A 13,113-nucleotide genomic window follows, 5' to 3' on the forward strand; every position below is an offset into this window, starting at 1 on the left:
GCGCGGGGTAGGGCGCCACGGTGACGGCCCCCGCGCGCACCTCCCTCGACGACGTCGACGTCGTGTTCCTCGTCCACCGGGAAGCGCCGGAGATGCTCGCCCGGCACCATGTCGCGGTGTCGGCGGCCACCGGCCCGGGCTGGCGGGGCCGGGCGCTGCTGGTGGAGAACGCCGCCGCGCCGGCGACCTCCGCGGCCGCCCGCGCCCTGCTGCGCGACTGCCACCCCGACGCCGACGCCCGGGTGCTGTCCTCCCCGCGCAACCTCGGCTGGGCGCGCGCCATGGACCTCGCCCTCGACGCCTGCGCCGGCCGCTACGTCGCGCTGGTCAACTCCGACGGCGAGCCCGGCCCGGACGTGCTGCGCCGGCTGGCCGCGGTCCTCGACGCCGAGCCACGGGCGGTCTGGGCCGCGCCCGCGGTGCACGGCCCCGGCGAGGACGACGACCCGCCCGGCCCGCCGTTCCCGGCCGAGGAGCTCGGCGGCACCGCGCTGCTCGTGCGCCGGGCGGAGTTCCTCGCCGCCGGCGGGTTCGACCCGCTGTACTTCTTCTACAACGAGGACCGCGACGCCTCCCGGCGGCTGCGGGCGGCCGGGCACCTGCTGCTGCGGGTGCCCGACACCGTGTTCCGGCACGGCAAGGGCGGCCGCACCGCCCGCGGGGTGTTCCTGCGGGAGTGGCACTACGCCCGCACCGTCCAGGTGCTCCGCCCGCAGCACGCCGACCGGCCGGTCCGGGAGACGGCGGCCTTCCTCGCCGGGCGGGGACGCGCGGTCCTCGACCACGTCCGCGACGGCGACGCCCCCGGCGCCGCGGGCATCGCGCTGGCACTGGCCGAGCTGCCGCGCGGGCTGGTGATGGCCGCCGCCCGGCGCCGCCGCCCCTGGGACGGCGCCCGGCTGGCCGCCTGGCTGGACCGCAACCGCCTGCCGGTGAGCGGGCTCAGCCGGAGTTCCGGAGCGCCGTCGCGATCCCGTTGATCGTCAGCTGGATGTTGCGCCGCACCAGCTCGTCGTCGTCGCCGGTCCGGCGCCGGCGCAGCATCTCCACCTGCAGGTGGTGCAGCGGCTCCAGGTAGGGGAACCGGTTGCGGATCGACCGGGCCAGCGACGGGTTGTCGGCCAGCAGGTGGTCGTCGCCGGTGACCGCGAGCAGCACCCGGCAGGTGCGCTCGTGCTCGGCGGTGATCTGGTCGAACACCCGCGCCCGCAGCTCCTCGTCGGGCACCAGCCCCGCGTAGCGGGCGGCGAGGTCGAGGTCGGTCTTGGCCAGCACCATCCCCATGTTCGACAGGACCGTCCGGAAGAACGGCCACCGCCGGTGCAGCTCCTGCAGCCGGGCCAGCCGCGCCGGGTCGTCCCCGATCCAGGACTCCAGCGCCGTCCCGGTGCCGTACCAGCCGGGCAGCATGATCCGCGCCTGTGACCAGCTGAACACCCACGGGATGGCCCGCAGGTCGGCGATCCGGTCGCCGGCCTTGCGCGAGGGCGGGCGGCTGCCGATGTTCAGCTCCGCCAGCTCGCGGATCGGCGTCGCGGCGCGGAACCACTCCACGAACCCCGGGGTCTCGTGCACGAGCGCCCGGTAGGCCGCCTGCGCGCGATCGGCGAGGTCGTCGAGCAGCGCGTAGGCGTCCTCCGCGCCGTCGCCGAGGCCCTCGACGTCGAGCAGCGTGGCCTCCAGCGTCGCCGCCACCAGCGCCTCGAGGTTGCGACGGGCGAGGTCGGGCTCGCCGTACTTGGCCGCGATCACCTCGCCCTGCTCGGTGAGCCGCAGCGCGCCGGCCACCGCGCCGGGCGGCTGGGCGCGGATCGCCTCGTAGCTCGGGCCGCCGCCGCGGCCGACCGTGCCGCCGCGGCCGTGGAACAGCCGCAGCCGGATGTCCTCGCGCCGCGCCACCTCGACCAGCGCCAGCTCGGCCCGGTACAGCGCCCAGTTGGCGGCGAGGTAGCCGCCGTCCTTGTTGCTGTCGGAGTAGCCGAGCATGACCTCCTGCGCGTCGCCGCGGTTGGCGACCAGCGCCCGGTACACCGGCTGGGCGAGGACGGCGGTCATCGTCTCGCCGGCGCCCTGCAGGTCGGCGATCGTCTCGAACAGGGGCGAGATGCCGACCGGGCAGGTGGGGCCGTCCTCGCCGTCGGGGTCGAGCAGGCCGACCTCCTTGAGCAGGACGGCGACCTCGAGCACGTCGCTCACCGACTCGCACATGCTGATCACGTAGTTCGGGATCGCCCGCGGCCCGAGCAGCGCGACCTGCCCGGCGGCGGCCTCCAGCAGGTCCAGCTCCCCCCGGGCCAGCTCCGACAGCTCCGCGCCCGGCCGCACCAGCGGCCGGCGCATCTGCAGCTCCCCGGCCAGCAGCTCGACCCGGGCGGCCTCGTCGAGGGAGGCGTAGTCGGGGCAGACGCCGGCCCAGGCCAGCAGCTCGGCGACGACCTCCTCGTGGACCGAGGAGTTCTGCCGCATGTCCAGCCCGGCGAGGTGGAAGCCGAACACCTCGACGGCGTCGCGCAGCCGGGCCAGCCGGTCGTCGGCCAGCGCGCCGGCGCCGTGGCTGCGCAGCGAGGCGTCGACGACGGCGAGGTCGGCGAGCAGCTCGTCGGGGGTGTCGTAGGGGTCGAGCTCGGCGACCGGCGGCACGCCGGGCACCCGCCCGAGGACCCGCTTCGCGGTGGCGGCCAGCCGGGCGTGCACGCCGTTGAGCGCCCGCCGGTAGGGCTCGTCGGCGCGGAACGGCGAGTCGTCGCGGGAGGCGTCGGCCAGGTGCGCCAGCTGCGGCGTCGGCGTGACCAGCCGGTCGGACATCGACAGCTCGCGGTACAGCTGCACGAGCTCGCCGAGGTGGTGGGCCAGCGCCGTCTCGGCCTGCCGGGTGCTGGCGCGGCGGACGGCGTCGGCGGTGACGAACGGGTTGCCGTCGCGGTCGCCGCCGATCCACGAGCCCGGCTGCAGCACCGGCTGGGTGGGCAGGCCGGCGTGCGGCCAGCGCTCCTGCAGCGCGCGGCGCAGGTCGGCGTTGATCTCGGGCACCACCCGGAACAGCGACAGGTCGTAGTAGCGCAGCGCCTCGTCGATCTCGTCGGCCAGCCGCAGCCGGGACAGCCGCAGCAGCGCCGTCTGCCAGAGGGTGAGCACCGCCCGCTCCAGCTGCGCCGACCAGGCGGCCTCGTCGACCTCCCCCGGCGCCATCCGGTCGCGCTCCCGGATCAGCTCGGTGACCTGCTGCTGCACCTGCGAGATCGTCTTGCGGCGCACCTCGGTGGGGTGCGCGGTGACCACCGGGACCACCAGCGCGCCGGCCAGCTCCCGCGCGACGACGTCGGGGTCCAGGCCCGCCCGGTCCAGCAGCGCGAAGGTGGCCGCGAGGCTGCCGGGCTGCGGCGGCGAACCGGCCCGGCGGTGGTGCCGGCGGCGGCGCTCGTGGTGCAGGTCCTCGGCCAGGTTGGCCAGCAGCGAGAAGTGGCTGAACGCGCGGATGACGTGGTTGGCCGCGCGGACGTCGAGGTCGCCCATGCGGGCGGCGACCTCCGCGCGGTCGGTCTCGGAGCGGCGGACGGCGAAGGCCTGCACGCGGGTGGACTCGACCAGGTCCAGGACGTCGTCGCCGCTCTGCTCCCGGATCACCTCGCCGAGGACCCGGCCGAGCAGCCGGATGTCCTCGCGCAGCGGGGCGTCGTCGGCCCGGCCGTCCCCCTCCGGGTCGCGTCCGGGCAGGCGCAGGTCGGCGACGTCGACGGTGGCTTCCGACATGCGGGCAGTATCGGCCCCCCATGTGACGGGCGGGTGTCCCGGGGGAAGGTCCCCCGCGTGCTGACGCTGCGCGCCACCCCCGCCGCCCCCGCCCCCGCCGACCACGGCGAGGGCCCCACCTGGGACGACGCCCGCTCCGAGCTGCTGTGGGTCGACATCAGCGCCGGGCGGGTCCGCCGGGCCGCCCTCGACGGCGACACCCTGACCGACACCGGCTCGCTGTCCGCCGGCGACACCGTGGGCGCCGTCGTCCCGGCCGCCGGCGGCGGGTGGCTGGCCGCCGCCGGCGCCGGGTTCACCCACCTCGCCGACGACGGCACCGCGCGGGTGCTGCTGGAGCTGGCCGGCGAGGGCGGCGGCCCGGACGACGGCGGCACCCGCATGAACGACGCGAAGTGCGACCGCGCCGGGCGGTTCTACGCCGGGACGATGGCCTTCGACGAGCGCCCCGGCGCCGGCACCCTCTACCGGCTGGACACCGACGGCACCGTCACGACCGTCCGCGAGGGGCTGACCGTCTCCAACGGGCTGGGCTGGTCGCCCGACGACCGCACCGTCTACCTCGCCGACTCCGGCCCCGGCCTGGTGCACGCCGTCGACCACGACCCGTCCTCGGGTGCGTGGGGCCGCGGGCGGGTGCTGCTGGAGACCGGCGGCGCCGACGGCGTGGCCGACGGGCTCACCGTCGACGACGAGGGCTGCCTCTGGACGGCGATGTGGGGCGGCGGGCAGGTGCGCCGCTGGTCACCGGAGGGCGAGCTGCTCGCCGTCGTCGAGGTGCCGGTGGCCAACACCTCCAGCTGCGCCTTCGCCGGGCCGGACCGCGGCCTGCTGGTCATCAGCACCGCGCACGGCGACGCCGACGAGGCGGAGGCCGGGCGGCTGTTCACCGTGCGGCCCGGCGTCACCGGCCCGCCGGCGAACCCCTACCGCGGCCCGCTCGCCGGCCTCCGGCAGTAGGAGGACCCCGCCGCAGGGGCCGGTCAGCTGCCCTGGAGCAGCGCGAGCGCGGCGGCGGCGAGCTGGTCGCCGGCCGCGGCGCCCCGCTCGAACTCCTCCGCCGCGCCGGGGAGGTCGCCGCGGTCGGCCAGCAGCACGCCGAGGTTGTGGTGGCAGTACGCGTCGCCGGCCTGGATCCCGGCGCGGTACGCCTCCTCGGCGGCCTCGTCGTCGGCGAGCAGCTCGCGGTAGAGGTTGCCCAGCGGCAGCCAGGCCACCTGCTCGCCGAGCTTGGCGCCGCGCTCGAGCACCGCGCGGGCCTCCTCCGGGCGGCCGGTCTGCAGCAGCAGCGCGGCCAGGTCGGCGCGGGCGGCGGCGAAGTGGGCGGCGCCGGTGCGCAGCCGGTCCTCCAGCGCCGGGTCGAGGGTCGCGCACCACTGCCAGCAGGCGGCGACGGCGTCGGCCTCGGCGTCGCCGCTCGCGGCCAGCTCCTCGGCGACGGACAGGGCCTGCTCGCGCTCCCCCTGCTCGCGCAGCAGGAAGGCCAGCTGGAGGCCGCCCTCGGTGTCGCCCGCGTCGGCGGCCCCGCGGTAGGCGGCCATGGCCCCCGCGAGGTCGCCGAGCTGCTCGAGCACCAGCCCGAGGTTGCGCCAGGCGTCGGCCTCGCCGCCGGCCAGGGCCACCTCGTAGGCCTCGACGGCCTCGGTCCAGCGCTCCTGCGCGGCGAGGCTGTTGCCCAGGTCGTAGTAGCCGGTGACGTCGCCGAGCTCCGCCGCGCGGCGGAAGCACCACTCGGCGTCGGTCTGCCGGCCGGCGTCGGCGAGGTCGCAGCCCAGCTCGATCAGCTCGTCGGCGTCCTCGGAGGCCTGCAGCCGCCAGAGGCGCGCGTCCAGGTCCTCGGTCATGGCGCCGATGATGGCCGCGCCGACCTGGGCGCACGCCCTCCGCAGGGGTGAGGTCACCCCAACGTGTCCGCTGCTCGACCGGGCGGGTGTCCCCCCGCCCGGCGCTCAGGCCCGCCCGGCCCGCAGGGCCTCCCGCAGCTTGGTCTTCCCGCTGGTCCGGAGCAGGGCGCCGGAGTACACCCGGCCGCCCAGCCGGACCACCAGCGCGATCGCCACGAGCATGAGGACGACGGCCACGCCGACCTCCCAGAGCGCGACGTCCCCCGCCGCCTGGCGCACCGGCATGACCATCGGCGAGAGCCCCGGCACGTAGGAGGTGACCACGGCCAGGCTCCCGTCCGGGTCGCTCGCCGCCTGCACGGCGACGACGAAGCCCGCGACCAGCACCAGCGACGCCGGGGTCAGCACGCTGCCGAGGTCCTCCTGCCGGCTGACCAGCGAGGCGGCGACGGCGAACAGCGAGGCGTAGAGCGCGTAGCCGAGGACGAACCAGAACAGCAGCCACAGCACCGTGCCGACCAGCTCGCCGGGCAGGTCGACGACGTCGAAGGCGAGCGCGCCGCCGATCCCGATCGCGGCGATGACGGCGATCTGCGCGAGGCCGAGCACGCCGAGGCCGAGGATCTTCCCGGCCAGCAGCTGCCACGGCTTCATCGTGGCCAGCAGCAGCTCCACCACCCGGCTGGACTTCTCCTCGACGACGCCCTGCGCGACGAACTGGGCGAAGAGGATGAGCAGGCTGTAGAGCACGACGACGCCGACGATCGCGACCACGACGTTCTGCTGGTCGCCGTCGTCGTCGAGCGCGGTCACCGACAGCGTCGGCAGGTCCGCGGGGTCGACGCCGGCCCCGGCCAGCGCGTCGGTGAGCGCCACGGCCCCCACCGCGCCGGACACGACCGCCTCCAGCGTCGTGTCGGGCTCGCGGACCACCAGCTCGGGAGCGGTGGCCGCGCCGACCAGGGCGCCGTCGACGTCCTCGGCCTCGACGGCGGCGCGGGCGGCGTCGTCGGTGTCGAACCGGACCACCTCGACGTCGACGCCGAGCGCGTCGCCCTGGGCCTCGAGGGCCTGGCCGACCTGCCCGGGCTCGCCGACGACGCCGACCCGGCTGGTGTCCCCGCCGGAGTTGACGACGACCTGGAAGACCAGCACGCCGAGGATCAGCACGATCATCAGCACCGAGCTGGCGATGAACGTCTTGTCGCGGATGCGGGTGGAGACCTCGCGGGCGGCGACCAGGCGGACCAGCCGCCCGCTGGACAGCGGGGCGGTCACGCGGCCACCTCCTCGCGCGCGGCGGCCTGCTGCGCCGGGTCGGCGACGGCCTCGCGGAACAGCTCCACCAGCGTGGCCTCCCGCCAGGCGAAGTGGGTGACCCGGCCGGTGCGCAGCGCGGCGGCGAGGACCTGCTGGTCGTCGGCGCCCGGGGCCAGCTCCAGCAGCGTGTCGCCGGCCTGCTCGGAGACGACCCGGACGCCGGGCACGGCGGCGGCCCAGCCGGGCGCGGCGTCGGGGACGACGACCCGCAGCAGCCGGCCGGCCTCCCGGCGGCGCAGCTCCGCGACGGTGCCGGTGGCGACCATGCGGCCGCGGGCGAGGATGCCCACCGAGTCGCACAGCCGCTCGACCAGGTCGAGCTGGTGGCTGGAGAACACGACCGGCACCCCGCCGCGGCACTGGTCGAGCAGCGCCTCGGCCAGCGCGTCGACGCCGACCGGGTCCAGGCCGCTGAACGGCTCGTCGAGGATCAGCACCTCGGGCCGGCTGACCAGCGCGGCGGCCAGCTGCACCCGCTGCTGGTTGCCCAGCGACAGCTTCTCGACGGGGTCGCCGCGGCGCTCGCCCAGGCCCAGCCGCCCGGACCACTCGTCCGCGGCGCGGGCCGCGGCGGCGGCGTCCACGCCGTGCAGCCGGGCGAAGTAGGTCAGCTGCTCGCCGACCCGCATCTTCGGGTAGAGCCCGCGCTCCTCCGGCATGTAGCCGATGCGCCGCCGGGTCCCCTCGTCCAGCGGCCGGCCGCGCCAGCGCACCTCGCCCGCGTCGGCCCGGGCCAGCCCCATGGCGATGCGCATGGTCGTCGTCTTCCCGGCCCCGTTGGACCCGCAGAAGCCGAACATCGAGCCGGGGGCGACGGTGAAGCCGACGCCCTCCAGCACGCGGTTGTCGCCGTAGCTCTTGTGGAGCCCGTCGAACTCGAGCACCGTTCCTCCGTCCGCTGTCCCCGTGCGCACCGACGCTATCGGTCCCCACCTCGCGGACCGTGCTGACCTGCGGTGTCATCGGGACATGAGCCAGGAGAACGTCCCCGCCCGCCCACCGTCGGGCGTCGGGCTGGACGGGCTGCGCCGGGCGGCGGCCGGCTGCCGGGCCTGCGAGCTGTGGGAGCCGGCGACCCAGACCGTGTTCGGCGAGGGGCCGGAGACCGCGCGGATCGTGTTCGTCGGCGAGCAGCCGGGCGACCAGGAGGACCGCAGGGGCGAGCCGTTCGTCGGCCCGGCCGGCCGGCTGCTGGACCGGGCGCTGGCCGAGGCCGGGATCGAGCGGAGGGACGCCTACGTCACCAACGCGGTCAAGCACTTCCGCTTCACGCCGACGCCCAAGCGGCGGATCCACCAGTCGCCGGGCGCCGAGCACCTCCGCGCCTGCCGGCCGTGGCTGGAGGCGGAGTTCGAGGTGCTCAGGCCCGAGGTCGTCGTCTGCCTGGGCGCGACGGCGGCCAAGGCGCTCATCTCGCCGTCGTTCCGGATCACCAAGGAGCGCGGGAAGCTCATGCCGTGGACGCCGCCGGGCGTCGCGCGCGCCGAGGCCGGCGACGACGAGCCGGAGGAGGACGAGCCGGCGCAGACCTGGATGCTCGCGACCGCGCACCCCTCGGCGATCCTGCGGACGCCGGACGAGGCCCGTGCCGCGGCCTTCGACGCGCTGGTCGCGGACCTCCGCGTCGTCGCCGGCGCGTTGGCTTAGACGGAGGACCTCCCTGCCCCCGCCACTCGCGGGCCCGCGGCGGGACCCTGCGGGGAGGCCTAGGCGCCGGCCCTGGAGGCGCGGAACAGCCGGAACGAGGGCACCAGCAGCGCGACCACCGCCATCGCGACGACGACGACGACCCCGCCGGAGACCATGGCGACGCCGACGCCCGCCGCGCTGGCCACCGCGCCGGCGCGCAGGTCGCCGAGCCGCGGCCCGCCGGCGACGACGACGATGAACACGCCCTGCATCCGCCCGCGCATCTCGTCGGGCGCGGCGGTCTGCAGCATCGACGAGCGCAGCACCGCGCTGACCATGTCCCCGGCCCCGGCGACGGCGAGGAAGAACACCGCCATCCACAGCGACTGCGCGAGGCCGAACCCGATGATCGCCACGCCCCACACGACGATCGCGGCGAGCACCACCGCGCCCTGCCGGTCGACCCGCGACACCCAGCCCGAGGTCAGGCCCATGAGCAGCGCGCCGATGGAGATGCCGGCGAACAGCCACCCGTAGGCGTTGGCCGAGCCCGCGTAGCGGTCGGCGGCGAGCTCGGGGAACACCGCCTGCGGCCAGGCGAACAGCATCGCGACGACGTCGACGACGAAGGTCATGAGCAGCACCGGCTGGGTGCGCAGGAAGGTGAAGCCCTCCCCCACCCCGCGGACGGCGGCGCCCAGCCGCAGCGGCCCGGTGTTCCCGCCCGGCGGCAGCGGCGGCAGGCCGCGCACCAGGAGCACGGCGACCAGGAGCGTGGCGGCGTCGACGGCGTAGGCGACGAACAGGTCGCCCAGGCCGATGAGCAGCCCGGCGACTAGCGGACCGACGATGACGCCGACCTGCCGCACGGTCATCGCCAGCGCGTTCGCCGCCGCCACGCCCTCCGGCCCGACCAGTGCGGGGATCACCGCGCTGCGCGCGGGCTGGTTGACCGCGGTGAAGCCGGAGACCGCGGCCACGAGCGCCCACAGCAGCCAGAGGTTCCCGCCGCCGGGCAGCAGCGCCTGCAGGGCCAGCAGCGCGCTGGTCACCGCCGAGCCGACCCCGGTGACGAGCATGAGCTTCCGCCGGTCCATCGCGTCGGCGATCGCCCCGCCGAGCAGGCCGAAGACCACCAGCGGCACCAGCGAGACCATCGACGTGACGCCGACCAGCAGCGAGTCCCGGGTGATCGCGTACACCTGCACCGGGACGGCGACCAGCGTCATCTGCTGGCCGACCATCGTCGAGGTCAGCCCCCAGAACAGCCGCCGGTAGCCGGGGTTGCGGAGCGGGCTGGTGTCCAGCGCCCAGCCGCGGCGGCGCGGGACGGGCGCGGGCTCGGCGACCTCCCCCGGCTCGACCGGGTCGGCGGGCAGCTGCCCGCCGGGAGGTGACGTACTGGAACGGCCCTGCTGCAGGGACCCGCGCCGGGCGTGCGAGGGGCGGGGGGCAGCGGGGTCCTCCGTCACGGGGCGAGCCGCTGGAGGACCCAGCCGCCGCCCTCCTCGTCGTCGCGGACGAACCGCAGCCGGTCGTGCAGCCGCCCGGGCCCGCCCTGCCAGAACTCGACGGTCCGCGGCACCACGCGGTAGCCGCCCCAGGCCGGCGGCCGCGGCACCTTCTCCGTCGTCGTCTCCTCGTCGAGCAGCCGCACCCGCTCCTCGAGCTCCTCCCGGGAGTCGACGACGGTCGACTGCACCGAGGCGACCGCGGCCAGCTGCGCCTCGCGCGGGCGGGGGTCCCACAGGTCGTCGGAGGCGGCCTCGCCGACGCGCTCGACGGTGCCGGTCACGCGGACCTGCCGCTGCAGCGCGTGCCAGGGGAAGACCAGCGCCGCGCGGGGGTTGACGGCCAGCTGCGCGCCCTTGGCGGAGGCGTAGCTGGTGCCGAAGACGAAGCCGGCCTCGTCGTAGCCCTTGAGCAGCACGATCCGCGCGTCCGGGGCGCCGTCGGCGTCGGCCGTGGCCACGACCACCGCGTTCGGGTCGGGGACGTCGGCGGCGACGACGTCGCGGAACCAGGCGTCGAACTGCTCGACCCAGGTGGGCGCGAGGTCCTCCTCGCGCAGCCCCGGGCGGTCGTAGTCCCTGCGCATGCGGGAGAGGTCGGCCACCCCGCCATGCTGACACCGCGCCGGGGAGCGGGCGCCGGGCGGCTCCCGCTGGACGGCAGCCCCGGATGGAACGGAGGCGGCCGCTGGGCCTAGTGTCGCGGTGCAGTCGTGCGCCGCTGAACGTGCGGGCACGAGGTCCGCGCGCGCAGAGGAGCATGCGAGATGGCCGACGACTTCGTACCCGGCCTCGAGGGCGTCATCGCCTTCGAGACCACGATCGCGGAGCCCGACAAGGACGGCGGGTCGCTCCGCTACCGCGGGGTCGACATCGAGGACCTGGTCGGCAAGATCACCTTCGGCAACGTGTGGGCGCTGCTGGTCGACGGCAAGTTCGGCCCCGGCCTGCCCCCGGCCGAGCCGTTCCCGATCCCGGTGCACAGCGGCGACGTCCGCGTCGACGTCCAGGCCGCGCTGGCGATGCTCGCCCCGTTCTGGGGCTACCGCCCGCTGCTGGACATCAGCGACGAGGAGGCCCGCGACCAGCTGGCCCGCGCCGCGGTCATGGCGCTGTCCTACGTCGCCCAGTCCGCCCGCGGCATCGGCATCCCGGCCGTGCCGCAGAGCCGCATCGACGAGGCCTCCACCATCGTGGAGCGGTTCATGGTCCGCTGGCGCGGCGAGCCCGACCCCCGCCACGTCGCCGCCGTCGACGCCTACTGGACGTCGGCCGCCGAGCACGGCATGAACGCCTCCACCTTCACCGCCCGCGTCATCGCCTCCACCGGCGCCGACGTCGCCGCCGCGATGTCCGGCGCGATCGGCGCGATGTCGGGCCCGCTGCACGGCGGCGCCCCCTCCCGGGTCCTGCACATGCTCGACGGCGTCGAGCAGGCCGGCGACGCGGAGAAGTACGTCAAGGACCTGCTCGACCGCAAGGAGCGCCTGATGGGCTTCGGGCACCGGGTCTACCGGGCCGAGGACCCCCGCGCCCGCACGCTGCGCAAGGCCGCGAAGGAGCTCGGCGCCCCGCGCTTCGAGGCCGCGCTGGCGCTGGAGAACGCCGCGCTCAAGGAGCTGCGCGAGCGGCGCCCGGACCGGCCGATCGAGACCAACGTGGAGTTCTGGGCGGCGATCGTCCTCGACTTCGCCGAGGTCCCGAGCCACATGTTCACGTCGATGTTCACCTGTGCCCGCACCGCCGGCTGGTGCGCGCACATCCTGGAGCAGAAGCAGACCGGCCGCCTCGTGCGCCCGTCGGCCCGCTACGTCGGGCCCGCCGCGCGCAAGCCGGAGGAGGTCGAGGGCTTCGACACCATCACGGTCAAGGCCGTCGACGAGGTCTCCCCGGCGTAGTCCCGGCCCGCCCGACCACCCGTCGAGGAGCACCCCCGGCATGAGCACCACCATCCCCGCCGACCTGCTGCCCGCCGACGGGCGGTTCGGCTGCGGCCCGTCGAAGGTCCGCCCGGAGGCGCTGCGGGCGCTGGCGTCCGAGGGCGCGGCGCTCATGGGCACCTCGCACCGCCAGGCCCCGGTCAAGGGCCTGGTCCGACAGGTCCGCGAGGGGCTGGCCCAGCTGTTCGACCTGCCCGAGGGCTACGAGGTCGTGCTGGGCAACGGGGGCTCCACGGCGTTCTGGGACGCCGCCGCCCTCGGGCTGGTGCGGCGGCGCAGCGCCCACGGCACCTACGGCGAGTTCTCCGCGAAGTTCGCCTCCGCGGTCGCCGAGGCGCCGTTCCTCGAGGAGCCGGTCGTCACGCGGGGCGAGCCGGGCACGCTGGCGCTGCCGACGGCGCAGCCCGGCGTCGACGCCTACGCGTGGGCGCACAACGAGACCTCGACCGGGGTCATGGCGCCGGTGGTCCGCCCGCACGGCGCCGACGACGACGCGCTCGTGCTGATCGACGCCACCAGCGGCGCCGGCGGCCTCCCGGTCGACGTCGCCGAGGCCGACGCCTACTACTTCGCGCCGCAGAAGTCCTTCGCCTCCGACGGCGGGCTCTGGATCGCGCTGATGAGCCCGGCGGCGCTGGAGCGGGTGGCGGAGGTCAAGGCGTCGGGGCGGTGGATCCCCGGGTTCCTGGACCTGTCGATCGCCGTCGACAACTCCACCAAGGACCAGACCTACAACACCCCCGCCGTCGCGACGCTGTTCCTGCTCGCCGACCAGGTCCGCTGGATGCTCGGCCTCGGCGGGCTCTCCGGCGCGGTCGCGCGCAGCCGGGAGTCCTCGAGCCGGCTCTACGGGTGGGCGGAGAAGACCTCCTACACGACACCGTTCGTCGCCGACCCGGAGCAGCGCAGCCTCGTCGTCGGCACGGTCGACTTCGACCCCTCCGTCGACGCCGCGCAGGTCGCGAAGGTGCTGCGGGCCAACGGCGTGGTCGACGTCGAGCCCTACCGCAAGCTCGGCCGCAACCAGCTGCGGGTCGGCATGTTCCCCGCCGTCGACCCCGACGACGTCAGCGCGCTGACCGCCTGCATCGACTTCGTCGTCGAGCGCCTCTAGAAGGA

General features: G+C 76.0%; 11 protein-coding genes. 5 read left to right on the top strand and 6 right to left on the bottom strand.

The features are described 5' to 3' along the window. The first annotated feature begins 20 nt into the window (after positions 1 to 20). Entirely contained in the window at positions 21 to 980 is a 960-nt protein-coding gene (locus tag ACI79Z_RS03210; RefSeq protein ID WP_456901676.1) for a glycosyltransferase, read from the top strand. Here ACI79Z_RS03210 and ppc read toward each other — a convergent pair. Continuing rightward, on the bottom strand, positions 943 to 3,750 hold the full coding sequence (gene ppc / locus ACI79Z_RS03215; protein WP_456901677.1) for a phosphoenolpyruvate carboxylase: 2,808 nt from the start codon (positions 3,748 to 3,750) through the stop codon (positions 943 to 945). The genes ACI79Z_RS03210 and ppc overlap by 38 nt on opposite strands. Before the next feature lie 57 nt (positions 3,751 to 3,807). Between ppc and ACI79Z_RS03220 the strand changes: the two genes are divergently transcribed. After that, positions 3,808 to 4,710 (top strand): SMP-30/gluconolactonase/LRE family protein, encoded by a 903-nt coding sequence (locus ACI79Z_RS03220; RefSeq protein WP_387987985.1) that lies wholly within the window; start codon positions 3,808 to 3,810, stop codon positions 4,708 to 4,710. A gap of 23 nt (positions 4,711 to 4,733) precedes the next feature. Here ACI79Z_RS03220 and ACI79Z_RS03225 read toward each other — a convergent pair whose 3' ends face one another. The 3 genes from ACI79Z_RS03225 to ACI79Z_RS03235 form a co-directional block, all read right to left on the bottom strand. Continuing rightward, positions 4,734 to 5,594: a tetratricopeptide repeat protein gene (locus ACI79Z_RS03225; protein WP_387987986.1), complete on the bottom strand. Its 861-nt coding sequence runs from the start codon at positions 5,592 to 5,594 to the stop codon at positions 4,734 to 4,736. A gap of 105 nt (positions 5,595 to 5,699) precedes the next feature. Further along, complete coding sequence (locus ACI79Z_RS03230) at positions 5,700 to 6,872, bottom strand: ABC transporter permease (RefSeq protein WP_456901678.1); 1,173 nt, start codon at positions 6,870 to 6,872, stop codon at positions 5,700 to 5,702. Then, the gene (locus tag ACI79Z_RS03235) at positions 6,869 to 7,798 is read right to left on the bottom strand and encodes an ABC transporter ATP-binding protein (protein ID WP_456901679.1); all 930 of its coding nucleotides are present in this window, start codon (positions 7,796 to 7,798) and stop codon (positions 6,869 to 6,871) included. Before ACI79Z_RS03235 ends, ACI79Z_RS03230 begins: the two co-directional genes overlap by 4 nt. A gap of 85 nt (positions 7,799 to 7,883) precedes the next feature. Here ACI79Z_RS03235 and ACI79Z_RS03240 point away from each other — a divergent pair, with 85 nt between their 5' ends. After that, positions 7,884 to 8,561, top strand: coding sequence for a UdgX family uracil-DNA binding protein (locus ACI79Z_RS03240; protein ID WP_456901680.1), 678 nt, complete (start codon positions 7,884 to 7,886; stop codon positions 8,559 to 8,561). Between the two features lie 59 nt (positions 8,562 to 8,620). Here the strand turns inward: ACI79Z_RS03240 and ACI79Z_RS03245 are convergent, their stop codons facing one another. Continuing rightward, on the bottom strand, positions 8,621 to 10,015 hold the full coding sequence (locus ACI79Z_RS03245) for an MFS transporter (RefSeq protein WP_456901681.1): 1,395 nt from the start codon (positions 10,013 to 10,015) through the stop codon (positions 8,621 to 8,623). Further along, complete coding sequence (pdxH, locus tag ACI79Z_RS03250; protein ID WP_387987991.1) at positions 10,012 to 10,659, bottom strand: pyridoxamine 5'-phosphate oxidase; 648 nt, start codon at positions 10,657 to 10,659, stop codon at positions 10,012 to 10,014. The genes ACI79Z_RS03245 and pdxH overlap by 4 nt, the downstream gene beginning before the upstream one ends. Before the next feature lie 162 nt (positions 10,660 to 10,821). Here pdxH and ACI79Z_RS03255 point away from each other — a divergent pair, with 162 nt between their 5' ends. Then, the gene (locus tag ACI79Z_RS03255) at positions 10,822 to 11,952 is read left to right on the top strand and encodes a citrate synthase 2 (protein ID WP_387987992.1); all 1,131 of its coding nucleotides are present in this window, start codon (positions 10,822 to 10,824) and stop codon (positions 11,950 to 11,952) included. A gap of 40 nt (positions 11,953 to 11,992) precedes the next feature. Further along, the gene (gene serC, locus ACI79Z_RS03260; protein WP_456901682.1) at positions 11,993 to 13,108 is read left to right on the top strand and encodes a phosphoserine transaminase; all 1,116 of its coding nucleotides are present in this window, start codon (positions 11,993 to 11,995) and stop codon (positions 13,106 to 13,108) included. Positions 13,109 to 13,113 lie beyond the last annotated feature (5 nt).

Source organism: Geodermatophilus sp. SYSU D00663 (assembly GCF_054050655.1).

Coding starts and splice junctions, on each gene's coding strand:
- ppc (WP_456901677.1), bottom strand. CDS start 3,750: ATGTCGGAAGCCACCGTCGACGTCGCCGACCTGCGCCTGCCCGGACGC.
- serC (WP_456901682.1), top strand. CDS start 11,993: ATGAGCACCACCATCCCCGCCGACCTGCTGCCCGCCGACGGGCGGTTC.
- ACI79Z_RS03240 (WP_456901680.1), top strand. CDS start 7,884: ATGAGCCAGGAGAACGTCCCCGCCCGCCCACCGTCGGGCGTCGGGCTG.
- ACI79Z_RS03255 (WP_387987992.1), top strand. CDS start 10,822: ATGGCCGACGACTTCGTACCCGGCCTCGAGGGCGTCATCGCCTTCGAG.
- ACI79Z_RS03225 (WP_387987986.1), bottom strand. CDS start 5,594: ATGACCGAGGACCTGGACGCGCGCCTCTGGCGGCTGCAGGCCTCCGAG.